The organism is Streptomyces sp. NPDC057623, assembly GCF_042800355.1.
Taxonomy (GTDB): domain Bacteria; phylum Actinomycetota; class Actinomycetes; order Streptomycetales; family Streptomycetaceae; genus Streptomyces.
The window spans coordinates 39,969-63,645 of record NZ_JBHVGZ010000052.1 but is presented as its reverse complement, the minus strand read 5'-3'; the positions used below and the strand labels follow the sequence as shown (position 1 = coordinate 63,645).

General features: G+C 72.1%; 18 protein-coding genes. 13 read left to right on the top strand and 5 right to left on the bottom strand.

Annotated features, from left to right (window positions below; genetic code table 11):
* Positions 1-151 precede the first annotated feature (151 nt).
* On the top strand, positions 152-883 hold the full coding sequence (locus ACFU95_RS36265) for a dienelactone hydrolase family protein (RefSeq protein ID WP_383837053.1): 732 nt from the start codon (positions 152-154) through the stop codon (positions 881-883).
* A gap of 74 nt (positions 884-957) precedes the next feature.
* Here the strand turns inward: ACFU95_RS36265 and ACFU95_RS36260 are convergent, their stop codons facing one another.
* The gene (locus ACFU95_RS36260) at positions 958-1,527 is read right to left on the bottom strand and encodes a dienelactone hydrolase family protein (protein WP_383837050.1); all 570 of its coding nucleotides are present in this window, start codon (positions 1,525-1,527) and stop codon (positions 958-960) included.
* 57 nt (positions 1,528-1,584) lie between these two features.
* On the opposite strand from ACFU95_RS36260, the gene ACFU95_RS36255 reads away from it, so the two are divergent.
* The gene (locus ACFU95_RS36255; protein WP_383837047.1) at positions 1,585-2,175 is read left to right on the top strand and encodes an ArsR/SmtB family transcription factor; all 591 of its coding nucleotides are present in this window, start codon (positions 1,585-1,587) and stop codon (positions 2,173-2,175) included.
* An 18-nt stretch (positions 2,176-2,193) separates the two neighbouring features.
* Here ACFU95_RS36255 and ACFU95_RS36250 read toward each other — a convergent pair whose 3' ends face one another.
* Positions 2,194-3,555, bottom strand: a complete 1,362-nt coding sequence (locus ACFU95_RS36250) for an APC family permease (protein WP_383837044.1) — start codon at positions 3,553-3,555, stop codon at positions 2,194-2,196.
* 511 nt (positions 3,556-4,066) lie between these two features.
* On the opposite strand from ACFU95_RS36250, the gene ACFU95_RS36245 reads away from it, so the two are divergent.
* From ACFU95_RS36245 to ACFU95_RS36210, 8 genes are all read left to right on the top strand, one after another.
* Complete coding sequence (locus tag ACFU95_RS36245) at positions 4,067-6,193, top strand: hypothetical protein (protein ID WP_383837041.1); 2,127 nt, start codon at positions 4,067-4,069, stop codon at positions 6,191-6,193.
* A 115-nt stretch (positions 6,194-6,308) separates the two neighbouring features.
* A complete protein-coding gene (gene pelF, locus ACFU95_RS36240) occupies positions 6,309-7,820 on the top strand; it encodes a GT4 family glycosyltransferase PelF (RefSeq protein WP_383837038.1) in 1,512 nt (503 codons plus the stop codon).
* On the top strand, positions 7,817-9,232 hold the full coding sequence (locus ACFU95_RS36235) for a hypothetical protein (protein WP_383837036.1): 1,416 nt from the start codon (positions 7,817-7,819) through the stop codon (positions 9,230-9,232). Before pelF ends, ACFU95_RS36235 begins: the two co-directional genes overlap by 4 nt.
* A gap of 94 nt (positions 9,233-9,326) precedes the next feature.
* The gene (locus ACFU95_RS36230) at positions 9,327-10,328 is read left to right on the top strand and encodes a GDP-mannose 4,6-dehydratase (protein WP_383837033.1); all 1,002 of its coding nucleotides are present in this window, start codon (positions 9,327-9,329) and stop codon (positions 10,326-10,328) included.
* Between the two features lie 31 nt (positions 10,329-10,359).
* Positions 10,360-11,073 (top strand): NDP-sugar synthase, encoded by a 714-nt coding sequence (locus tag ACFU95_RS36225; RefSeq protein WP_383837030.1) that lies wholly within the window; start codon positions 10,360-10,362, stop codon positions 11,071-11,073.
* Positions 11,074-11,079: 6 nt separating this feature from the next.
* Positions 11,080-12,006, top strand: coding sequence for an NAD-dependent epimerase/dehydratase family protein (locus tag ACFU95_RS36220; protein ID WP_383837027.1), 927 nt, complete (start codon positions 11,080-11,082; stop codon positions 12,004-12,006).
* Entirely contained in the window at positions 12,003-12,665 is a 663-nt protein-coding gene (locus tag ACFU95_RS36215; RefSeq protein ID WP_383837024.1) for a spherulation-specific family 4 protein, read from the top strand. Before ACFU95_RS36220 ends, ACFU95_RS36215 begins: the two co-directional genes overlap by 4 nt.
* A gap of 50 nt (positions 12,666-12,715) precedes the next feature.
* On the top strand, positions 12,716-13,471 hold the full coding sequence (locus ACFU95_RS36210; RefSeq protein ID WP_383837093.1) for an endo alpha-1,4 polygalactosaminidase: 756 nt from the start codon (positions 12,716-12,718) through the stop codon (positions 13,469-13,471).
* Positions 13,472-13,519: 48 nt separating this feature from the next.
* Here the strand turns inward: ACFU95_RS36210 and ACFU95_RS36205 are convergent, their stop codons facing one another.
* Positions 13,520-14,350, bottom strand: coding sequence for a hypothetical protein (locus ACFU95_RS36205; RefSeq protein WP_383837021.1), 831 nt, complete (start codon positions 14,348-14,350; stop codon positions 13,520-13,522).
* A 179-nt stretch (positions 14,351-14,529) separates the two neighbouring features.
* On the bottom strand, positions 14,530-16,170 hold the full coding sequence (pgm, locus tag ACFU95_RS36200; protein WP_383837018.1) for a phosphoglucomutase (alpha-D-glucose-1,6-bisphosphate-dependent): 1,641 nt from the start codon (positions 16,168-16,170) through the stop codon (positions 14,530-14,532).
* 195 nt (positions 16,171-16,365) lie between these two features.
* On the opposite strand from pgm, the gene ACFU95_RS36195 reads away from it, so the two are divergent.
* The 3 genes from ACFU95_RS36195 (at position 16,366) to ACFU95_RS36185 (ending at position 22,283) form a co-directional block, all read left to right on the top strand.
* On the top strand, positions 16,366-17,352 hold the full coding sequence (locus ACFU95_RS36195; RefSeq protein WP_383837015.1) for a hypothetical protein: 987 nt from the start codon (positions 16,366-16,368) through the stop codon (positions 17,350-17,352).
* A 132-nt stretch (positions 17,353-17,484) separates the two neighbouring features.
* A complete protein-coding gene (locus ACFU95_RS36190) occupies positions 17,485-19,341 on the top strand; it encodes an HSP90 family protein (protein ID WP_383837012.1) in 1,857 nt (618 codons plus the stop codon).
* Positions 19,342-19,343: 2 nt separating this feature from the next.
* Positions 19,344-22,283 (top strand): hypothetical protein, encoded by a 2,940-nt coding sequence (locus tag ACFU95_RS36185; protein WP_383837009.1) that lies wholly within the window; start codon positions 19,344-19,346, stop codon positions 22,281-22,283.
* Between the two features lie 48 nt (positions 22,284-22,331).
* Here ACFU95_RS36185 and ACFU95_RS36180 read toward each other — a convergent pair whose 3' ends face one another.
* On the bottom strand, positions 22,332-23,657 hold the full coding sequence (locus ACFU95_RS36180) for a DUF6236 family protein (protein WP_383837006.1): 1,326 nt from the start codon (positions 23,655-23,657) through the stop codon (positions 22,332-22,334).
* Positions 23,658-23,677 lie beyond the last annotated feature (20 nt).

The following is a 23,677-nucleotide window of genomic DNA, read 5'->3' as shown; positions in this document are numbered from 1 at the left end:
CATGGTGGTCTCCCTCTTCAGAAGTGCAACGCCGTATTCTGTCGGATTCTGGTGGGAGGAGGGACCGATCAACGCTGTGACAGATGGGGGCTCCTCCCTCGCATGGTCCAGGGAGCGCCGGCACAAGGTATCCCGGAAGGCTTGAAACGCTATGCGCTTCATCTCCAAGACGTCGTTGGGCGGCGTGACCGAACAGCTCTTCGCCCTCGATGAGATCCCCGGCGTGCTGTGGACGCCGGAAGACGCCCACGGCACTCGCCCCCTGATCCTGATGGGACACGGTGGCGGGCAACACAAGAAGGCCCCCGGCATCCTGGCCCGCGCGCATCGCTTCGCCGCCGAGGGCGGGTTCGCGGTCGCCGCGATCGACGTGCCCAACCACGGCGAGCGGCCGACGGACGAGGAGTTCGACCGGATCGCGACCGAGTACCGGAGGCGTACGGCCGCCGGAGAGGATACGGCCGAGCTGGACACCGCCATGTACACGCTCGTGGTCGGGCAGACTGTCGCGGAATGGCAGGCGGTCCTGACCGCAGTCCAGCGACTCGACCGTGTCGGCGGCGGACCGGTGGGCTATTGGGGCGTGTCGCTGGGCTGCGCGTTCGGTATGCCGTTCGTCGCCGCAGAACCTCGAGTGCGCGCCGCGGTCCTGGGCCTGCAAGGGTCGCCCGTGCTGGTTGGGACCGCCGCGCAGATCACCGTGCCGGTGCAGTTTCTGGTCCAGTGGGACGATGAGCTGATGCCTCGTGCACAGAGCCTGGCGTTGTTCGACGCCATCGGTTCAGCCGAGAGGACACTGCACGCCAACCCCGGCAAGCACGGAGATCTGCCGCGGTTCGAGATGGACGACTCGCTGCGGTTCTTCGCCCGACATCTGGGCTGACATGGCTGTGGTCCACGACGCTGACGAGCCCCTGCGCCGGCTCGTCACCAGGGCGGACGTTGCCTGACACGGCACTAGCGCGAGCCGAGGAACTCGATCGCCCGCTGGGTCAGGAGCTTGGCGGCGTCCGGGTCGTGGGACGGAAGCGAACTGTCCGCGAACAGGTGCTGGTCTCCGGGGTAGAGGAACATCTCCGCGTCGGCGCACTCGGAGAGGAGCGCGCGGGCGGCGTCGATGTCCTCGGCGAAGAACGGATCGGCTTCCTTCGCATGCACCTGCACCGGCACATGGGCAGGCCATGCCGCGCCGAACTCCGATACGGGGATGCAGGCGTGGACCAGGAGCGCGCCCCGCGCGCCCGCCCGCGTCTGTGCCAGCTTCTGGGCGGGCAGCACGCCGAGGGAGAAGCCGACGTAGACGGTGTCCCGCGGCAGCGGTTCGGCCGCGCGCACGCCGCGCTCGGTGATCTCGCCGAACCCGACCTGCTCCACGTAGCCCATGCCTTCCTCAAGGGAGCCGAACGTTCGCCCCTCGAAGAGATCGGGCGTGTGGACGGTGTGGCCGGCCGCGCGGAGTTCGTCGGCGAAAGCGGCGACTCCGGGGGTCAGCCCCTGCGAGTGATGGAACAGTGCGACCTCTGCCATGCCCAAACCCCTTGCCCGCGGGTAGCGAATGATCCGGAACTCCAGAATAATCCAAGAGTGCCGAACAATACCCGCTTCCCCGACTACGCCCTCGCCGACGTCACAGACGTGACAGCCCCGGCTCAACTCCGGGCGCTGGCAAGCCCGCTGCGCAACGCGATCCTCGAACTGCTCCTTGAGCGCGCCGCGACGGTGAGTGAACTGGCCCTCGCGCTCGGCCGCCCCAAGAGCACGGTCGCGCACCACGTGAGTGCCCTGGCGGATGCCCAGCTGCTGAAGGTCGTGCGGACCCGCCGGGTGCGGGCCATCGAGGAGCGCTACTACGGCCGCACCGCGCGCATCTTCCGCGTCGGCCCGGTCAGCCCGACCGACAGCCCCGCCACGCCGTACTGCACCAACGATCTCGCCACGGCCGCCGCCGAGTCGGCCCCCGCACACCAGGCAGATGAACTCTCCTCGATCGTGCGGCACGTGCGGATCCCCCGGGAGCAGGCTCGCGAGTTCTGGGCGCGGGTCCTGGAACTCGCCAACGACTACGCGCAACTGCCGCGCGAAGGCGATGTCGTGTACGGCTTCGCCGCCGGGCTCTACCCGACCGACCATCCGGCGCTGCCGGAGGCGGAGCCTGCCGCCGGCGACCCGCACTGACCCGGAACCGGGACGCGATCACACCTCGCCGCGCGCCCGCAGCACCAGCTTGTTCAGCACCCACAATCCGACTCCGATGGCCAGCAGCACGCCTGCCCGGATGTAGACGTTCGCGGGCCGGTCGGACAGCGGGCTGGCCAGGATCAGGGCGGTGAGGGCGCCGAGCACCGGCAGCACGGTAGGGGTCCGGAAGTGCTGGTGGTCGACCCGGTCCCGGCGCAGGACGAGGACGGCGATGTTGACGACGGCGAAGACGCACAGGAGCAGGAAGGCCGTGGTGTCGCCGAGGCCCTCGATCTCCCCGGTGGACACCAGCCCGATGGCGAGCAGCGAGACGAAGACGATGCCGACGACCGGAGTGCGGCGCCGGGGGAGCACGCGGCCCAGGGCGCGCGGCAGGATGCGTTCGTTCGCCATGCCGTAGCACAGCCGCGACGCCATCATGATGTTGATCAGGGCCGAGTTGGTGACCGCGAACAGGGCGGTCAGGGCGAACAGCTTGGGCGGGAAGTCGAGTCCGCCGGCCTTGACGACCTCCAGCAGCGGTCCGCTGGAGTCCTCCAGCACGCGGTAGTCGACGAGCAGCGAGGAGACCAGGGCGACCAGGATGTAGAGGGTGCCGGTGACGAGGACGCCGGTGAAGATGGCGCGCGGAAACGTACGTACCGGATCCTTGGTCTCCTCGGCCATGTTGACGGAGTCCTCGAAGCCCACGAAGGCGAAGAAGCCGAGTGCCGTCGCTCCCAGCACACTGGTGGTCAGAGCGAAGCCGGTGCCCTCCGCCTGGAACTCGCCGAGCCGCGAGGGTTCGCCGTCGCCGGACAGGACGGCCCAGGCGCCGATCGTGAGGATGATGAGCAGGCCCGTCAGCTCGACCAGGGTGAAGACCACGTTGGTCTTCACGGACTCCGACACGCCCCTCAGGTTCAGTGCCGCGAGGGCCAGGATGAACAGGATGGCGATGAGGGTGGGCGGGAAGAAGTCGGTGAACTCGGCGAGGTAGTCGCCACTGAAGGCGCGGGCCGCGGCACTTGCCGAGGACAGCCCCGAGCACATGACCATGAAGGCGACGATGAAGGTGAGGAACGGGACCTGGAACGCCTTCTGGGTGTAGAGCGCGGCGCCCGCCGCCTTCGGGTACTTGCCGACGAGTTCCACGTACGAGGCCGCCGTCAGGATGGCCACGGCGAAGCCGATCACGAACGGCAGCCACAGCGCTCCGCCGACCTTGCCGGCGACCTGGCCGGTGGTGGCGTAGATGCCGGTCCCGAGGATGTCCCCGATCACGAACAGGACCAGCAGTTTGGGACCGATGACCCGTCGCAGGGCGGTGTCGTCCTGTCGCTCTGGTGTGGCGGCGGCACTTCCGGTTGCGGACACGAGGCTCCCCCTAAGTCGTTGACCACTGAGCCGGACAACGTCTCACCTGCCCGGTAGACCGTGAGTGAATGCCTTCGAGGCGAGACGGCCCCGTCCCTCGACGTCATGACGCGCGACCGTGACACGACGGCCGGGGAGGTGACCTGAAACCGGCGCGCGGCCCACCGGCGGACTGGTCCATACCAGTGGCAGTCGCACCGGCGTGCCCGAGCGGTGCGCGGATGTGGCAATTCCCCCTCCCACCTGGGCGGCAGAGTCCGAGGCGGCGCCCGCGGGTGCCTGTGATCCTCGGTCGAGCACACGGTCCGGCCGGAGAGACGATGCGTGGCGCACCTGCGTTTTTCCGTCAGGTTGCGCGCCAGGTACACGAAAGCTCCACAGATACCTCACTATTTGACGCGACGGATGCGTCGACGACCGGTCTCTGAGGGGGAAGCCGGCGTTGACGCGCGGGGGTGCGTCCGCTCGGCGGAGCAGTGCTCACCCCTGCCCGGGGAGGGGACAACGCCGCATGAAGCGGACCTTACGCACCACCCTGCTCACGACGGGCGCGCTCATAGCCGCCCTCGGCACACCGGCCGCACACGCCGCGGCCGCGTCGCCGCCCCGCATCGACCTGCGGGTGCTCGTCGTGAGCGACGGCGGCCCGGCCACCGACGCCATCGCCGCCGAACTGGACACCGCGGGAACGCCGTACACGGAGATCGACCTCACCCGGTCCGACCGGCCCGTGATCGACGCCGACTACCTCGCGGACACCGTGGACGGCCGGGACCGCGCCAGGTTCCAGGCGGTCGTGCTGCCCAACGACAACCCGTTCCCGGCGAACTCGCCCGAGATGGCCGCGCTGGTGGCGTACGAGAAGGCCTACGACATCCCGCAGGTCGACGCGTACACCTACGCCCGCCCCGAGGCCGGGCTCCAGTACCCGGTCCACGGCGGCTACTCGGGCAGTGTCGACGGCGTCCAGGCCCAGGTGACGGACGCCGGGCGGGCGGGCTCGTTCGGCTACCTCGACGGGCCCGTGCCGTTCGAGGACAACTCGCCGAGCGTCGGGGAGAGTTACGCCTTCCTGTCGACCCCGATGGCGGGTGCCGACTTCACCCCGTACGTGCAGGCGCCGATCCCGGGCACGGCCGAGCAGGGCTCGCTGGTGGGGGAGTACCGCCACGACGGGCGGCGCGAACTCGTCGTCACCTTCGTCTACAACCGGTACCAGCAGCAGTTCCGGCTGCTGGCCCGCGGCATCGTCGAGTGGATGACCGGCGGGGTGCACCTGGGCGCCTCCCGCAACTACCTCGCCGTACACGTCGACGACGTCTTCGCGGCCGACGACCGCTGGAACTCCACGCTCAACTGCACACCCGGCGACGTGGACTGCACCGACCCGAACGCCACGCCCGACCCGATCCGGATGACGGCCGCCGACGTCGACCACGCCGTCGCCTGGCAGCGCGAGCGCGGCTTCACCCTCGACCTCGCCTACAACGGCGCCGGCAGCGTCGAACACCGCGAGGACAACAACGGCACCGACCCGCTGGCCGACCGGCTCGTCGCCGAGCGGTCCGAGTTCCGCTGGATCAACCACACCTACACGCACGCCTTCCTCGGCTGCGAACAGGACACCTCCGTGGTGCCGTGGCGGTGCGCCACCAACCCCGACGGCAGCACCAAGTGGGTCAGCCGCACCGACGTCGCCGACGAGATCGCCCACAACAGCGTGTGGGGGCAGTCGGCCGGACTGCCCCTGGACAACGACGAGTTGGTGACCGGCGAGCACTCCGGGCTGCGGGTACTGCCACAGCAGCCGGCCGACAACCCCAACCTGGCGCTCGCCCTCGCCGACACCGGCATCACCTGGCTCGCCTCGGACAACTCCCGAGAGCCCGGCCAGCGTCAGGTCGGCCCCGCCACGACGGTCCCCCGCTACCCGATGAACATCTTCTACAACGCGGGCCGGGCCGCCGAGCAGGTCGACGAGTACAACTGGATCTACACCAGCCGCGCGCAGGGCGGCAGCGGCATCTGCGAGGACAACCCGGCCACCACGACCTGCCTGCCCGAGCCGCTCGACACGACCACCGGCTACACGCGGCACATCGTGCCCCTGGAGCGGCAGATCGCCCTCGGCCACGTCCTCGGCAACGACCCCAAGCCGCACTTCATCCACCAGTCCAACCTGGCCGAGGACCGGATCGCCTACCCCGTCCTGGACGGCGTCCTCGACACGTACGGCACGCTGTTCGCGCAGAACACACCGCTGGTCAATCCGCGGATGAAGGACATCGGGAACGAGCTGAAGCGGCGCGCCGCGTGGCGGACCACGGTGAGCGACGGACAGGTCACCGCCTACCGGATCGGCGACACCGTCACCATCGAGAGCCCCGCCGGCGTCGACGTCCCCGCCACGATGCCCGAGGGCACCACACGAGCCGGCGCCGCCTTCGGCGACGCGTACGCGGGCGAACGGTCCGCATGGACCACCGCGTCCGCCACACCGCTCACCCTCACCCTGCCGCAGTCCGCGGCCTCCTCCACGGCCACCGGCACGGACACGTCCGCGCCGGCCACCGACCCGGCACCGGACGCCCGCGTGCCCGAGGGCGTGGCCGAGCCGGTCCTGCCCGCGGGGAGCTGACCGGGACAACCGGCAGCGAGCGGTCCCCGGCCGCGGCGTACGGCGCACTCAGGCGCCGTCACCCCGGCGGCCGGGACCGGCACCCCTTTCCACACCTCGGCCGTGGAGCACATCGATGCACGTTCACCACGGCGCGCGACGCAACGCCGCCGCGCGCGTCACCCTGCTCACCGAAGGCACCTACCCGCACAGCCATGGCGGTGTGAGCGTCTGGTGCGACCAACTCGTCACCGGCATGCCCGACATCGAGTTCGACGTCATCGCCGTCACCGGCACCGGACGGGAGCCGATCGTGTGGGACCTGCCCGACCATGTCCGCGGCGTCCTGTCCGTCCCCATGTGGGGCACCGCTCCCGAGGGCCGCCCGCCCCGCGGCCGGTCCCGCAGGCGGCTCGCCGGCGCGTACGAGCGGTTCCTGACCGCGCTCGTCGACCCCGCCGCCGAGGACGGCTTCGCACCCGCCCTGCACACCCTGGCGCGGGCCGCGGCAGGCGGCGAACTCAGCGCGTTCCTACGGGGCGACACCGCCATCGCGATCCTGACCGCCGTATGGACGCGCCCCGGGCTCGCCGTGCGCGAGGCGCTGCCGACCCTGCACGACGCGCTCACCGCCACCGCCCTGCTCGAACACGCGCTGCGCCCGCTGGCCGCGCCACCCCCGCAGGACGGCGTCGCACACGCCGTCAGCGGAGGCGTCGCCGTCCTGCCGGGGCTGGCCGCACGCGAGCGGCACGGGGTTCCGCTGCTGCTCACCGAACACGGCGTGTACCTGCGCGAGCGCTACCTCGGCTACCGCACCGCACCGTACCGCTGGCCGGTCAAGGCCGTGATCCTGGGCTTCTTCCGGCTGCTGGCGGAGGAGAGTTACCGCCAGGCCGCACTGATCACCCCCGGCAACCGCTACAACCGGCTGTGGGAGGAGCAGGGCGGCGCCGACCCGGCGTCCATCCGCACGGTCTACAACGGCGTCGACCCCGCCGCCTTCCCGCCGGCCGGACCGGAGCCGCAGACCCTCACCCTGAGCTGGGCCGGACGGGTCGACCCGATCAAGGACCTGGAGACCCTGATCCGCGCCTTCGCCCTCGTCCGGGACCGGCTGCCGGACGCCCGCCTGCGGATGTTCGGCGGCACGCCCCGGGGCGGAGAGGCCTACCGGGAGCGCTGCGAGGCCCTGGCCGCCAAGCTGGGGAACGCCGACGCGGTGACCTTCGAGGGCCGCGTCGACGACATCAAGGACGCCTACGCGGCCGGGAACGTGGTGATGCTGTCCAGCATCAGCGAAGGCTTCCCGTTCACCCTGATCGAAGCCATGTCGTGCGGGCGGGCGACCGTCTCCACCGACGTCGGCGGGGTGCGCGAGGCCGTCGGCGACACCGGCCTCGTGGTGCCGCCACGCGACCCGGCCGCGATGGCCGCCGCCGCACTGGAACTGCTGGGCGACCCCGTCCGGCGCCGGGCCATGGGCGAGGCGGCGCGGCTGCGGGTGATCGAGCAGTTCACCCTCCGCCAGACCATCGACACCTTCCGCGCCATCTACCACGAACTGGCGGCAGGCAAAGCGCAGTCGCCGGCCAGAATCGTGCTGCCCGCTCCGGCGGTCACCGGCACGGGGAGCCTGACCGGATGAGCGGCCCGATATCCCTCGAACCCGGCGACTCCGGCCAGGACACCCTCGCCCTGCGCCTGGCCGAACCCCGCCCGCCGCGCCGCCGCCCCCGCTGGGCCCTGGACGACGCCACGCTCGCGATCCGGCTCCCCGGCCACGGCCCCGACGAGGCGGCGGTCAGCACACTCGCCGCCGAACTCGCCGACGCCATCGGGCCCGCCGTACACCCCTACGAGGTGGCGGCGCTCCTGGAGTCGGAGGGCCTGTCCGCCTCGCTGATCAAGGAGAGGTACGGCCACCCGAACCTCTTCTCCCTGGCGACCGCCCTGTACGAGCGGGTGCCCAGGACGTTTCCCGAGCCGCCGCCCGCGACCGACCCGTGGCAGCCCGACACAGCGCGCTGCCTGCTGCGCGGCGTGCTGTTCGCGCTGCCCGCCCTGGCCTACCTGCTCACCGCGCCGCTGTGGGCGGTCGACCGGCATGCCCCCGTCCTGATCGTGGCGGGCATCGCCTCATGGGCATGGGGGCAGGCGCTGGGCCACCGCGCGCACCTACGCCTGGTCACGGGCCGCCGGGAGGCGTCCGGCACGCTGCTCACCGGGTCCCTGCTGGGCGCCGCCGCGGCCACGGCCCTGGCCGCACTGCCCGCCGACAGCGCACTGGCTCTCACGGTCGCGGCCGCCCAGTCGCTGTACCTGGCCGGCGCGGGCGTGTTGCTGGTCCTGGGCCGGGAACGGCTGCTGCTGGCCGCGCTCAGCCCCCTCGTCGCGGGCGCCGCGGTGCTCCCGTGGTGGGAGCCCGGACCGGCACTGCGGACCGGATTGCCGGTCCTCGCGCTGCTGGCCACGCTGCTGACCGCCGCCCGGGTCCTGTGGGCGGGGCGCGCCGGCCCGGCCGCGTCCGACGCCGGGCGCCCACGGCTTCGCGCGTCCCTGCCCTACGGACTGTTCGGACTGGCCGCGGCCGTACTGGTCATGCTGGAAGGCCGACGACAGCCCTACGCGGTGATCGCGCTGACCCTGAGCATGGGCCCGGCCGAGTGGCTGCTGTACCGCTACCGCGGCTGGTCGGTGGCCGCGCTGCGCGTCAGCGCGACCCCCGCCGGATTCCGGCTGCGGTCGGCCGCCGTCCTCGGCCTGTGCCTGTCCGGCTACCTGTCGCTGCTGCTGCCCGCCGCGCTGCTCACCGGCTCCGAACCGGCCACACTGCTCCTGCTCGCGGCCGTCCTGTGGACCGCCCTGCTGCTCCAGGCCTTCGGGGTGGCCTGGCCGCCGGCCGTGCTCTGTCTGGCAGCCGCCGGCGCGTCCGGGGCGGTGCCCGCGCTGGACCTGCCGCCGGGGCCGGCCGTGCTGCCGTGGGCCTGCGGACTGGCCGCCTGCTGTCTCGCGGCCTGCGCTATACGCCTGCTCGGCAGGCCCTCCCCGCACGCCTGACCACGCCAACGACCCATCGGACGACAGACCGGCACCCGCTCCGCGCGGGGACACCGGCCTCCCGCCCGACGACCACTACGAAGGGAACCAAGAGTTGACCACCGCACCGCTCGCCGCCGTCACCGGGGCCGAAGGCTTCATCGGCTCGCATCTCACCGAGGCGCTCGTCGCCTCCGGACACCGTGTGAGGGCCATGGCCCAGTACAACTCCTTCTCCTCGTACGGGTGGCTGGAGACCCTGCCCGCCGACGTCCTGGACCAGGTCGAGATCGTCCTCGGCGACGTACGCGACCCCGGCTCGGTGCGCGGCCTGCTCGACGGCGCCGACTGCGCCTACCACCTGGCCGCGCTCATCGCGATCCCGTACTCCTACCAGGCCCCGCACAGCTACGTGGACACCAACGTCACCGGCACGCTCAACGTGCTGGAGGCGGTGCGCGCCCTGCGGACCCCGCGTCTGGTGCACACCTCGACCAGCGAGACGTACGGCACCGCGCAGACCGTGCCGATCACCGAGGACCACCCCGTCAACACCCAGTCGCCGTACGCCGCTTCGAAGGCGGGCGGTGACCGGCTGGCCGACAGCTACCACGCCAGTTTCGGCACACCCGTGGTGACGCTGCGGCCGTTCAACACCTTCGGCCCGCGCCAGTCGATGCGCGCGGTGATCCCCACCGTCATCGGCCAGGTGGCCGCCGGACAGCGCACCATCACGCTCGGCGACCTGCGCCCCACCCGGGACTTCACCTTCGTCGAGGACACCGCGCGGGCGTTCCTCGCGGTGGGCACCGCTCCGGCGGAGCGGGTCGTGGGGCGCACCTTCAACGCCGGGACCGGCGGGGAGATATCCGTCGGCGACCTCGTCGCGCTGATCGGGAAGGTCATGGACGCCCCGCTCGACGTCCGGGAGGAATCCGCCCGCCTGAGGCCCGCGGGCTCCGAGGTGATGCGGCTCGTCGCCGACGCCACCCGGCTGACCACGGCGACCGGCTGGCGCCCCGGCAGCACGCTGGAGCAGGGGCTCGCCCGGACCGCGCGCTGGTTCACCGACCCGGCCAACCTGGCCCGCTACAAGACCGGCATCTACAACATCTGACCCGACCGGCACGTATCGCAGGAGGTATGCCATGCACGCAGTGATCCTGGCCGGCGGAAAGGGCGTCCGGCTACGGCCGTACACCACCGCGCTGCCCAAGCCGCTCGTCCCCATCGGTGACCAGCACGCGATCCTGGAGATCGTGCTGCGCCAGCTGTCCACGGCCGGCTTCACCCACTGCACCATCGCCATCGGCCATCTGGGCGAGATCATCCGCGCCTACGTCGGCGACGGCACCCAGTGGGGCATGCACGTCGACTACGCCACCGAGGAGAGCCCCCTCGGCACCATGGGCCCCCTGCTCACCCTGCGCGAGCGGCTGCCCGAACACTTCCTGGTCATGAACGGCGACGTCCTCACCGACCTCGACTACGCCGACGTACTGCGCACGCACCAGGTGTCGGGCACGCCCCTGACCATCGCCACCTACGCCCGCAAGGTGCACATCGACTTCGGGGTGCTGACCACCGACGCCAGCCGCGTGGTCGCCTTCACCGAGAAGCCCAGCATCGACTACCGGGTGTCCATGGGCGTCTACGGCGTCTCCCGCGCCACGCTCGACGACTACACGCCCGGGCTGCCGCTCGGCTTCGACGAACTGGTGATGGACCTGCTCGCCGCCGGACGCCCGCCGCACGCCTACGAGTTCGACGGCTACTGGCTGGACATCGGCCGCCCCGACGACTACGACCGGGCCAACGCCGAGTTCACCAGCCGCAAGTCGCTGCTGCTCAAGGGGGCTTGACGAACCATGCGCATCCTCGTACTCGGCGCCACCGGCTACCTGGGCACGCACGTCGCCGAGCGGCTGCGCGCCCTGCCGGGCGCAGGGGTGCTCGTCGGCGGCCGTTCCCCGGCCGCCGACGTCAGGGTCGACCTGGCCGCCGACCGCCCGGCCGACCTGACGGCGGCGCTGGCGGCGGTCGCACCCGACGCCGTCGTCAACTGCGCGGGCGCGACCGGCGGCGACGCCGTCACGCTCGCCGAAGTGAACGCCCGCGGCCCGGCCGTGCTGTGCGCCGCACTCCGGGACGCGGCGCCCGGGGCCCGCCTGGTCCATCTGGGCTCGGCCGCCGAATACGGGCCCACAGAAACCGCGGTGCGGGTGACGGAGTCGGCCGCGACCCGGCCCGCCGGGCCGTACGGCGCGACCAAGCTGGCGGGCACGGTGGCGGTGACCGCGTCCGGGCTGGACGCGGTGGTGCTGCGGGTGGGGAACCCGGTCGGCCCGGGGGCCCCGCCCACCGGACTGCCCGGCCGGGTCGCCGCGCTGCTCGCCGATGCCGGGGACGACGCGGAGGCGGTGCTGCGGCTCGGTGACCTGTCCGCGCACCGCGACTTCGTGGACGTACGCGATGTGGCGCGGGCGGCCCAGCTGGCGGTCACCGCCGGGGGACCGCTGCCGCCGGTGCTCAACATCGGCGGCGGAGACGCCCGCCCGGTGCGGGAGCTGGTGCGGACGCTGGCGGACGCGGCCGGATTCCGGGGCCGGATCGCCGAGGAGCAGACCGACGGATCCGCCCGGTCCGCGCAGGTGTCCTGGCAGTGCTCCGACATCACCGCCGCCCGCGACGCCCTCGGCTGGTCGCCCTCCCACTCCCTCGAAGCGTCCGTGGCAGCGCTGTGGGCGGCCGCCCGCCCACGGGCCCGCACCGCCGAGGGGGTACCGGCGCGGTGAGCCTGCTGATCCCGCTGTACGTGCATCCGGCGGAGGACCCGGCCGCCTGGCACCGGCTCATCACCTGCGCCGCACGCACCTACGCCGTCGTGCTGAACCCCGCGAACGGACCCGGCCGAGCCCCTGATCCGGCGTTCGTCGCGGCGGCCGAGGCGCTGCGCACGGCGGGAGCCCGGCTGCTCGGCTACCTCGACACGGACTACGGCGCCCGCGACCCCGACGACATCACCGCCGAGCTGCGCCGCCACCAGGAGTGGTACGCCGTCGACGGCTGCTTCCTGGACCAGGTGCCGACGGCCCCGCACGGACTGCCGGACTGCCGCCGGCTGGTCCGCTCCGCACGCCGGCTCGGCGCCTCGACCGTCGTCCTCAACCCGGGCGTCCACCCCGCACCCGGCTACGCCCGCCTCGCCGACCTGACGGTCACCTTCGAAGGCCCCTGGTCCCGGTATGTGTCGGACTTCAGCCGCCCCTCGTGGACCACACGGCTGCCCGCCGAGCGGCTGTGCCACCTGGTCTACGGGGTGCCCGAACCGCTCGTGCCGCTCGCCCTGCGAACCGCGGGGGAGCGGGGCGCGGGAGTGAGCGGACCGGTGACGGGAGAGCCCCCGAACCCCTGGTCCCGGCTGACCCCCGCACTGGCGGAGGCGGACCGGTGAGGCGGACCGTATCGCCCGTAGTGGCCGCGCTGATCACGCTGATCACCCTGATCGCCGTGGCGGGGTGTTCCGGCGGCCCCGCTCCCGCTCCCGCCCCTGCCCCCGGTGCGCGGTGGCAGCCGCGTCCCGGGCTGGCGTGGCAGTGGCAGCTCGACGGGAAGGTCGACCCGTCCGTCGACGTACCCGTCTACGACATCGACGGATTCGAGAACTCCGCCGCCGACGTCGCCCGTCTGCACCGGGACGGCCGCAAGGTGATCTGCTACGTCAACGTCGGCGCCTGGGAGGACTTCCGCCCCGACCGACGCGCCTTCCCCCGCTCGGTACTCGGCAGGCCCAACGGATGGCGTGGCGAACGCTGGCTGGACATCCGCCGGCTCTCCCTGCTGCGGCCTCTCATGGAACGCCGGTTCGACATGTGCCGGGACAAGGGCTTCGACGCCGTGGAACCGGACCTGGTCGAGGGCTACGGCAACGACACCGGCTTCCCGCTCACGGCGCGGGACCAGCTCCGGTACAACCGCATGATCGCCGCCATCGCCCACGAACGCGGCCTCGCCGTGGGCCTCAAGAACGACCTCGCCCAGATCCCCCACCTGCTCGACGACTTCGACTTCGCCGTCAACGAGGAGTGCGCGCAGTACGACGAGTGCGCACTCCTCGAACCGTTCACCGCGGCGGGCAAGGCGGTCTTCCACGTGGAGTACGCGGAGCTCCCGGACCGCTTCTGCCCGACCTCCCGTGAACTGCGCCTGTCGTCGATGCTGAAGAAACCGGAGCTGGATACCTGGCGGAGGCCGTGTTGACTTCCCGCGAAGGGCGATGCCGGTCAATTGCCGGGGGCCGGGTGTGAGTCAGTCCCGTGGAACGGCCCGCATCGCGGTCACGACGATGGCGCCCGGAAAGAGGATCGCGAACGCGCTCATCGTGTAGATCAGCCCCCACGGGACATCGAGCTCATCGGGAGGAGTGCCGACGTAGTAGGCGCTGGCAGCCGCGAGGACCGCGCTTACCAGCAGAGCGGTCCAGGCGCTCACCGTCACCCTCTTGTTCAGGTACGTGTCATAGGCCCAGTCAGCCGGTGCGCTTGCGGGAGGAGAAGGGACAGGCTTTTGCCAGAAACGGACGACCAGGCCGACGAGAAGGACGAAGATGCCCCAAATCATTACGTCGGCACTCCACGGCGCCTCGCGCTCCGTCCACGCGTTTTGGAATGCGACAGAGGACACGGCAAGCATCAGCAGCACAAATATCGACGCCACGAGTATGAGCCGCCGGAAGAACCGGACCTCACCATTGCCGTTCCGCTGGTACGCGAGGAGCAGCCAGGCCAGCGCGGCGATGACGACGGCCGCGTCGGCCGCCAGAATCGCGCCGGCGAAGAGCTGTTCCACCAGGGCGCGGCGGCAGACCAGCTCCCCGGCGGTCAAGGCATAAAGGTAGGCCGCCACCGCCAGCCCGAAGAAGCTGGACAACAACAGGCGAAGGCCGCGGGAGGCGTGCCCGTCACCGCCTTGCGGGTTCTTCTGCCCGATCACCATGACAATGCCGGCGAAGACGAAACCCGCGAAGATTCCGCAGAAGGAGCTCATCGCTTCGGCGGAGGCGACCGGGCTCCAATCGACGGATCCCGTGTCGCAGATATCCGGCGTGAATTCTGCCGTGTCGGCGGCAAAGACAGTCATGTGCCGATGGTGCCAGGGAAGGACCCGGACCGGGGCCCGAACATACAAATTGGTATGCCGTACTGCCGAATTCGGGAGTGCGCTCAACTCCGAGAGTTCGGGCCGCCGACCGTAATGGGAACTCCACCGCGCGCCTGCCGTTCCGGTTCAGCGGCGCGGAAACCGCGTTCCCGTCCCTGTCAGGCACCCAGCGCGCCGAGCACGACGGACCTTGCCTCCTCCTGGACGCGGCGCAGATGGTCCGGGCCGAGGAACGACTCCGCGTAGATCTTGTACACGTCCTCGGTGCCCGAAGGACGTGCCGCGAACCAGGCGTTGGCGGTGGCGACCTTGATCCCGCCGAGGGCGGCGCCGTTGCCGGGGGCCTCGGTGAGGACCGTGGTGACCGGCTCGCCGGCGAGCGTGTCGGCGGTGACCTGGCGCGGGGACAGCTTGGCGAGCAGCGCCTTCTCCTCGCGGGAGGCCGGGGCGTCGACGCGCGCGTAGGCGGGGGCGCCGAAGCGGTCGGTGAGCCGGGCGTAGTGCTGCGACGGGGTCTTCCCTGTGACCGCCGTGATCTCGGAGGCGAGCAGGGCCAGGATGATGCCGTCCTTGTCGGTGGTCCACACCGAGCCGTCGCGACGCAGGAAGGACGCTCCGGCCGACTCCTCACCGCCGAAGCCGAGCGTGCCGTCGGACAGGCCGTCCACGAACCACTTGAAACCGACCGGGACTTCGACCAGCTGTCGGCCGACGTCCGCCGCGACCCGGTCGATCATGCCGGACGACACCAGGGTCTTGCCGATCCCGGCGGTCGCCGGCCACTGCTCCCGGTGCGAGAACAGGTACGAAATGGCCACCGCCAGATAGTGGTTGGGGTTCATCAGGCCCCCGTCCGGCGTCACGATGCCGTGCCGGTCGGCGTCGGCGTCGTTGCCGGTGGCGATGTCGAACCGGTCGCGCTGTTCGATGAGCGAGGCCATGGCGTACGGCGACGAGCAGTCCATGCGGATCTTGCCGTCCCAGTCCAGCGTCATGAAACGCCAGGTGGGGTCGGTCAGCGGGTTCACCACCGTCAGATCGAGCCGGTACTGCTCGGCGATCCGGCCCCAGTAGGCGACGGAGGCGCCGCCGAGCGGATCGGCGCCGATACGCACACCGGCAGTCCGGATCGCGTCCAGGTCCAGCACGTTCGGCAGGTCGGCCACATAGGTGCCGAGGAAGTCGTAGCGGCCGGTGCCGGATGCGGCCAGGGCGCGGGTGTACGGGATGCGCCGTACGTCCTTCAGACCGCCCGTGATGATCTCGTTGGCGCGGTCCTGGATCCAGGAGGTCGCCTCGGAACCGGCGGGGCCACCGCTCGGCGGGTTGTACTTGAAGCCGCCGTCGGCGGGCGGGTTGTGCGAGGGGGTGACCACGACGCCGTCGGCGAGGCCGGACGTGCGGCCGCGGTTGTGGGCGAGGACGGCGAGCGAGACCGCCGGGGTGGGCGTGTAGCCGTCGGCCTGGTCGATGAGGACCGTCACGTCGTTGGCGGCGAACACCTCCAGCGCCGTGATCCGGGCGGGCTCGGACAGCGCGTGGGTGTCGGCGCCGAGGAAGAGGGGGCCGTCGGTGCCCTGGGCGGTCCGGTACTCGCAGATCGCCTGGCTGGTGGCCGCGATGTGGTCCTCGTTGAACGCCGCGGCGAGGGACGAGCCGCGGTGCCCCGAGGTGCCGAACGCCACCCGCTGCCCTGGTTCGGCCGGGTCGGGGTGCAGCGCGTAGTACGCCGTGACCAGTCGGGCCACATCGACCAGGTCCTCGGGTCCGGCGACCTGTCCCGCTCGCGCGTCCTGCATTTCCCGCTCCTCTGCCCAAGGGTCGACCGCTGGGTACGGCCCCCATTCTCCCCTGCCCGGCCGACAGGGATGCCCACGGGCGGGCCGTCGACGAGGTCCGGACCGTGGAGCGGGAGTGAAAACCCTGTGGAAGCGGTGTCAGTGGGGCCGTTTATGCTGCACCGAAGATCACGCGGGACCTGGGGAGGGCGCGGCATGTTCGGCAAGCTGTTCGGCAGGGGCGAGGAAAGACCGGGGGCGGATCCGTACGCCCTGCCGGTCCCGCGCAGGCAGAAGAACGGGACCTACACGCTGCGTGCGCTGGGGGACGCCCGGGTGCTCGCGCTGGTGGAGGCGGCCGACGCGGGGGACTGGGAGGGCGTCAAGGCGGCGCTGGCCCCCTTCGACCTCGGCCGAGACCACCAGGTCCTGGACGAGATCGCCGACCTGGACGGAGTGCAGGACTGGATCGGCCGGGCCGTCGAGGAGGACAAGGAACACCGGGCTACGGCCCTGCTGATATCCGGGGCGCGCCACATCACCTGGGGCTGGGAGGCGCGCACCGCCCAGCGCGCCGTGAACGTCACACAGGAACAGTGGCGGGTCTTCCGCGAACGGCTGGAGATCGCCGAGGAGCAACTGCTCGAGGCAGCCGAGCTACGGCCCGAGTGGATCACGCCGTGGCGCCGCCTCCTCACCTCCGGCCGCGGCATGTCGCTGGGCACCGCCGTCAAGGAGACCCGGCTCGACGCCGCCCTGCGCCGCGACCCCCTGGACCTGGAGACCCACGTCGACTGGGTGTCGCAGTTGCAGCCCCGCTGGGGCGGCAAGCCGGGGCAGGCCCTGGCGTTCGCCCAGGACGCCGTCTCCCGCGCCCCGCAGGGGCACCGGCTCGGATGCGCGATCGCCATGGCGTACATCGAGGAGTGGGTCGAGGCGGATCGCGGGGACTACCTCGAAACCTCCGAGATCCAGGCGCAGTTGAGGGAAGCGGCCGACCACAGCATCCTCCACCCCGCCTACGCGTGGCGCCCGGGCTGGCAGCAGGACTTCAACATGTTCGCGATGGCCCTGTCGCTGTCCGGTGAGCGCCACACCGTCCGGCGTGTCTTCCAGACGCTGGACGGCGCCTACACCAAGTGGCCGTGGACCTATTTCGCGGAGCCCGAGAAGCAGTTCGCGCGCCGTCACCGCCGCGCCTGAGCACACCTCGCTCCCCGCGCCTGAGCACACCTCGCTCCCCGCGCCTGAGCACACCTCGCTCCCCGCGCCTGAGCACACAGCGCTCCCCGGTCCCGATCGTCACCTGTCACCACTCGCACCCCGGACTGCCCGATGACTCTGCCCGACACCGCCGCGAACACGGCCGGCGCCGACCGCACCTTCCAGGTGGATCTGCGCGGCCTCGTCGACCTCCTCTCCCACCACCTCTACTCCAGCCCCCGCGTCTACCTGCGCGAACTGATGCAGAACGCGGTGGACGCGCTGACCGCCCGGCGCGTCCTCGAACCGGCCGCCCCCGCCGACGCCTTCGGGATCCGCCTGTACGCCGACGGCTCCGTGGTACGCGTCGAGGACGACGGCGTCGGCCTCACCGAAGCCGACGTCCACACCTTCCTCGCCACCATCGGCCGCAGCAGCAAGCGCGCCGAAAAGATCGCCGAGCAACGCGCCGACTTCATCGGCCAGTTCGGCATCGGCCTGCTCTCCTGCTTCCTGGTCGCCGACGAGATCCACGTCCTGAGCCGCTCCGCCCGCACCCCCGACGCACCCGCCGTGCAATGGCGGGGACGCGGCGACGGCAGCTACACCGTCCGCACCCTGCCCGCCTCCGCCCGCCCCCGGCCCGGTACCACCGTCACGCTGACACCGCGCACCGACGCGGGGGAGTGGACCCGCCCGGCCCAGGTGCACGCCCTGGCCCGCCACTTCGGCTCCCTGCTGCGCCACCCGGTGACCTTCGACGACGGCACGGGCGCCGCGGGCGGCCCGGGTGCGCCCGTCAACCCCGAGCCCGCACCCTGGGCGCGTACGTACCCCACCCCCGGAGCCCGGGCCCGCGCCCTGGCCGCGTACGGCGAAGAGGTCTTCGGGTTCAAGCCGCTGGACACCATCGAACTGGACCTGCCGGCCGTCGGTCTCAAGGGCATCGCGTGCGTGCTGCCCGAGACGGTGCCGGCCGGGCGCCGCCACGGCCACCGCGTGCACGTCAAGGGCATGCTGCTGTCCGAGCAGGCCGAGGAGATCCTGCCCGAGTGGGCGTTCTTCGTGCGCTGCGTCGTCGACGCCGAGAGCCTGCGCCCGACGGCGTCCCGCGAGGCCCTGTACGAGGACGACACCCTCGCCGCCGTCCGTGACGCCCTCGCCGAGCGGCTGCGCGACTGGATCGCCCGGGCCGCCGCCAGCGACCCCGACCTGCTCGCCCGCTTCCTCCAGGCCCACCACCTGGCCGTGAAGTCGCTCGCCGTGCACGACGACGAGATCCTGCGGATGCTGCTGCCCTGGCTGCCGTTCGAGACCACCGACGGCCACTGCACCCTCGACGAGTTCGCGCGCACCCACCGCACCGTGCTCGTCACGGCGAGCGTGGAGGAGTTCCGGCAGGTCGCCGCGATCGCCTCGGCCGCCGGACTCGGCGTCGTCAACGGCGGCTACACCTACGACCGTGAACTGGTCCACCGGCTGCCCGAGATCAGGCCCGAGGCCACCGTCGCCGACCTCGACCCGGCGACGCTCACCGCCCACCTCGACCCCGTCGACCGGGAGACCGAACTCGCCGCCGCGGCCTACCTCGCCCAGGCCCGCGACGCCCTCGCCGTCTTCGACTGCGACGTCGCGCTGCGCACCTTCCAGCCCGTCTCCGCCCCCGCCCTCCTCATCGACAGCCGCGAGGCCCGGCACGAACGCACCCGCTCCCAGCTCGCCCGTGAGCAGGAGGGCGGCCTGTGGGGCGACATCCTCGGCGCCCTGCGCCAGGAGGCCCCGCGCGCCCAGCTGATCCTCAACCAGCTCAACCCCCTGGTCCGCACCGCCGTCGCCATCGACGAGCCCGAACTGGCCCGCACCAGCGCCGAAGCCCTCTACGGGCAGGCCGCGATGCTGTCCCGGCGCCCGCTCAGGCCCGCCGAATCGAGCCTCATCAACCGCTCCTTCCTCGACCTTCTCGCCCACGCCCTCCGCAAGGACAGCTGACGATGCCGACCGCACCCCATCCCCAGAGCACGGACGAGCTGTACCAGGCGCTCCAGGAGAACGACCACCGCCCCTACGGCCGCACGCGCACCGTCACCGCCGAGGAACTCGTCGACGCCGCCGAGCAGTTCGCGGAGCCCGTCGCGCTCGTCCACGCGCTCCTCGAACTCCAGGAGGCGTACACCTACGGCTCCGAACCCCGGAAGTCGCCCGTCGTCTTCGCCCGCCTGCTGACCCTCTTCGACGAGCAGCCCGACGTCTTCGACGACCGTCTGCGGCACATGATGTTCTGGCGGTTCAAGTGGGTGGGCAACGCCCTGCGCCAGCTGCCTGAGATACCCCTGGCCAGCATGCGCCAATGGCTGACCGAGATGCGCGACCGCTACGAGAAGGCCGGCCTCGGCCTCCAGCCCTACTACGGGCAGGCGTACCAGCTCGCCGCCCACGTCGGGGAGGACACCACCCTCGCCTATGAGCTGTGGGCGGGCCGCACCCGCACCCGGCTCAGCGACTGCGAGGCCTGCGAGATCTGCGAGCGCGCCCTGTACCACCTCACCGCGGGCGACGACGAGCGTGCGCTGCGCGCCTGGGAGCCCGTCCTGGCCGGGAAGGAGTCCTGCCAGGAGGAGCCCGCCCGCTCCCTCTCCTACGCGCTGCTGCCCCTGCTGCGCACCGACCGCGCCGACCGGGCCCGCGAACTGCACCTCACCGGCTATCGCGGTTGTCGCCGCAACCCCTCGATGTCCGGGGAGGTCGGCCGGCACCTGGAGTTCTGCGCACTGACCGGCAACGAGGCACGCGGCCTGGAACTGCTCGCCGAGAACCGGAACCTGTTCGACGAGGTCGACTCACCACTGGACCAGCTCGACTTCCTCACCGGCGTGGAAGTCCTCCTCCAGCGCGTCGAGGGCTTCGGCCACGGCGAACTGCCCGCCGCCGGATACGCGGGCCGCACCTGGACGGTGGCCGCTCTGCGCGCCGAGGTGCGGGGCCGCGCCGACGACCTCGCCGCCCGCTTCGACGCCCGCAACGGAACCACGGCCCACACCGACCGCCGCAGGACCCGTCTCGACCGCGAACCCCTCCTCGACGCGCTGGAACTGACCCTGCGCACCCGCAGCCTCGACGACGTCGCCCCGGCCACCCCTTCGGCCGCACCCGCCTCCCGTACGGCCGCCGCCGTCCCCGAAGACCTGCACGAACTCATCGTCAGCGCAAGGGAGTTGGAGGAGCGGGGGCACCCGGAGGCCCGCGCCTGCTGGGCGCGGCTGCGCACCCTCGTCGCCGCCCGCGACTACACCCACCCCGACGACCCGGCCGTGGGCCCGCTCGTCCGGCTGCGCGCCGACCTGCTGGCCGAAGAGGCGGGCCGGGCGGGCGCGAAGGACGAGTACGCCGACGCCGCCGCCCTCCATGAGGAGGCCGCGGCCCTGTACGACGACGCCGGACTGCCGGGTGACGCGGCGCTCGCCCGCGCCTGTGCCCTGCTCGCCACCGCCGAGATTCCCGCGCAGGGCGGGGACGGATCCGAGGCGAAGGCGGCCGCGCTGACCGCCGCCCACGCGTCCATGGTTCGCCTGCACGAGGAGACGGCCGGCTTCGCCCCGTACCAGGAAGCCCGTCTGCTGCGGCTGCGGGCCACCGCTCTCGGCCTGCGCCTTCAGACGACGGGGAACGAGGAGCATGCCGCGCCGGTCTTCGCCGAGGCGGAACTGCTGCACCGGTTCGCCACCCGGCACGCCGTCGACGGGCAGATCTCCGGTGCCTTGCTGCTGCGGGCCAGCACGTACGCCATCTCCGGCGACCTGCCCACCGCCGTCACCGAGATCGACGCCCTCCTCGACCGGCTGAAGACGGACGGCCCCGCCTGGCACCTGCCCCGCACGCTGGGCATGCGCGCCCGGATCCAGCTCGCCCTGCGAGACCCGCAGGCCGCGCACGCGAACCTCACCGAGGCCCTGCGCCTGGCCGCCGACTGGCCGGCCGACTCGGTCGACGCCGGGCGCCTGAACGGTGACCTGGCCGAGGCGTGTATGCACCTGGGCCGCCCCGAGGAGGCACTGCGGCACCTGACGCGCTCGGCTGAACTGGACCTGCGCGACGGCAGCCGCACGGACGCGTTCTGCGCCTACAGCAACGCGGCCCAGCTCAGCCTCGACCTCGGCCGCGTCGAGGACTGCATCGCGCTGCTCGACTCCCTGCTGGCCGAACCCGACGTCACCGCCGGAGAGCTGGACGACCGGCTGGTCGCCCAACTGCGCCTGACCCGCGCCCGGGCGCTGCACGCGGGGGAGGACCTCAAGGCCGCCACAGCGGAGTTCGTCGCCCTCGCGGCCGAGTCCGCGGGCTGGGAGGACGACCCGGGCAGCCACGCCATGATCGCCGCGGAGACGGCCACGCTCCTCGGTGAGTCCGGCGAGTTCGGCCGGGCCCGCGAGGCCGCGGACCAGGCGATCGCCGCTCACGCGCGGGACCCGCGCTACGAGCAGCTCAGCAGCTGCCTGCGTGAACTCGGCCGCCTCCAGGCGCAGCAGCAGGGCCGCGACGGCCTGGCGGACGCCCTCGCCTTCCTCGCTGACGCCGGCCGTATCGCCGACGAGGCCCGCGCCGCCGACCACGAGAGTCAGGGCCGCTCCCTGGACACGGCCCTGGCCTACGAACACGGCCGGGTCAACGCCTACGCGGGCGCGTACGAGGACGCGCTGGCCGCCCTGGACAAGGCCCTGGCCCTGCTCGGAGAGCCGGGAGCGCAGGACGGCCGCGCCGGTGAGTGGGCCGAGTGCGTCCGCCTCGCGGGCGCGGTGGAGGGCCTCTACCTGGAACGCCCCGCCCCCGCCCTCATCCGCCTCGACGCGGCGGTCTCCCTCCTCACCGCCCAGGGCCACACCGAGGAGGTGGAACCGCTCCTCTCCCTGGCGGCCCGACTGCGCGACGAGGAGTGAAGCGGCAGGCACGGCCGCGTTCCCGCGGCCGTGCCTGCCTGCCGTGTGTCAGGTGAAGCGGGTGATCCGCCGCAGGAGGGACGGCGGAGTGAGGCCGCGCTGGACTGCCAGGAGGTACGCGGCCGGGTTCTGCGCCTTCAGGGCCCTGGTCTGCTGAGCGTGTGTGTGGCGAAGGCTCGCGAAGGCCAGGGCCGCGCCCACCGCGCCGCCGATCAGCGGCTGTTGGCCCGCGAGGAAGCCGGCCCCGCCGGCCGCGGCCGCCAGCGCGGGGACCTCGAACTTGACGTTGGCGGCGCTGTAGACGGTGCTGACTCCCTGACCTTTCATGGCCGCCCGCAGTGCTCGCAGGGGAGCCTCGAAGCGCTGTTCCACGGCCATCTCCAGGTAGCGTTCGCGTGCCTCGGGCAGCGTCGTTCCGGCCAGTTCCTGCTTTAGTTGGTCCACCGTGTCCGATACCGCGCCGGTGAACGCCGCGAACTCGTCACGGTGGTCCTGGCGCAACTTGACGATCTTCTCGACGGGGATGTCGGTGAGGTCGGCGGGGACGACGATGCGGATCGCCAGCAATCCGACCACGTCGGCGGAGAGGTCGGGCGAGGCGGGCGAGGCGGATGTGCCGGGTGTGCCGGGTGTGGGCAGGAGCACCTCGGCGATGCGGGAGGCGTCCCAGCCGTCCGACGCGAGATGGGCGTCGGGCTGGTCGGTGGTGGGTGTGTACCGGCCCTGGGCGGCGAGTGCCTCGACGAACGCGCACTTGTAGACCCAGGCGAGTGCGGCGTCCATGGCGACCCACCGCCCCTCCAGGAGCGATCGCCTTGCCTGGAGGGAAGGAGTACGACGCGCGTCCGTGGCCAGACCCGTGGCTAGCAGCGCCTCGCGCAGCTCGGGGGTGAACTCGTCCCAGTAGGAGGCCGCCACCCGGGCCCGTTCGGGCCGCGTGGAGCGACCCTCGCCGGACGGGTGCCGCAGCGAACGCGGGGGCGTGGGGTCGAGGGTCGCCGCGGTGTGGAGGTTTCTCTCCCCCCACGCGTCCGACGCGCCGTATCCCGCGGCGCGTAAGGCGTCCGCGTGGCGGTCGAGCAGTTCCAGGAACATGGGTGCCACCTGCCGCGCTGTAGCGCCCGGAGACACCTCGGTCACGAAGCCCAGCTCCTCGGTGAGGACCCGGGCGGTGCGGGAATCGGAGAGCCGGTAGCCGTCCGGGACGACTCGGGCCAGCTCCCGCCAGTAGAGCGCAGCCGTCTTCAGCCAGCGCTCGTCCCGAACGTGGATGTAGGGGTAGTACAGCCCGATGTGCGGCAGCACGGCGTTCTCCTTCCCGGCGGCCGTCCGTACGGCGGCCGCGCTCGGGCCACCGTAGTCGGGAGTGATCATGCGCTGCCAGGGCCGCCACA

Excerpts from the sequence above, each read along its gene's own strand:
- ACFU95_RS36265 (WP_383837053.1), top strand. The coding sequence starts at position 152 with ATGCGCTTCATCTCCAAGACGTCGTTGGGCGGCGTGACCGAACAGCTC.
- ACFU95_RS36260 (WP_383837050.1), bottom strand. The coding sequence starts at position 1,527 with ATGGCAGAGGTCGCACTGTTCCATCACTCGCAGGGGCTGACCCCCGGA.
- ACFU95_RS36245 (WP_383837041.1), top strand. The coding sequence starts at position 4,067 with ATGAAGCGGACCTTACGCACCACCCTGCTCACGACGGGCGCGCTCATA.
- pelF (WP_383837038.1), top strand. The coding sequence starts at position 6,309 with ATGCACGTTCACCACGGCGCGCGACGCAACGCCGCCGCGCGCGTCACC.
- ACFU95_RS36235 (WP_383837036.1), top strand. The coding sequence starts at position 7,817 with ATGAGCGGCCCGATATCCCTCGAACCCGGCGACTCCGGCCAGGACACC.
- ACFU95_RS36225 (WP_383837030.1), top strand. The coding sequence starts at position 10,360 with ATGCACGCAGTGATCCTGGCCGGCGGAAAGGGCGTCCGGCTACGGCCG.
- ACFU95_RS36220 (WP_383837027.1), top strand. The coding sequence starts at position 11,080 with ATGCGCATCCTCGTACTCGGCGCCACCGGCTACCTGGGCACGCACGTC.
- ACFU95_RS36205 (WP_383837021.1), bottom strand. The coding sequence starts at position 14,350 with ATGACTGTCTTTGCCGCCGACACGGCAGAATTCACGCCGGATATCTGC.
- pgm (WP_383837018.1), bottom strand. The coding sequence starts at position 16,170 with ATGCAGGACGCGCGAGCGGGACAGGTCGCCGGACCCGAGGACCTGGTC.
- ACFU95_RS36195 (WP_383837015.1), top strand. The coding sequence starts at position 16,366 with ATGTTCGGCAAGCTGTTCGGCAGGGGCGAGGAAAGACCGGGGGCGGAT.
- ACFU95_RS36190 (WP_383837012.1), top strand. The coding sequence starts at position 17,485 with ATGACTCTGCCCGACACCGCCGCGAACACGGCCGGCGCCGACCGCACC.
- ACFU95_RS36185 (WP_383837009.1), top strand. The coding sequence starts at position 19,344 with ATGCCGACCGCACCCCATCCCCAGAGCACGGACGAGCTGTACCAGGCG.
- ACFU95_RS36180 (WP_383837006.1), bottom strand. The coding sequence starts at position 23,657 with ATGATCACTCCCGACTACGGTGGCCCGAGCGCGGCCGCCGTACGGACG.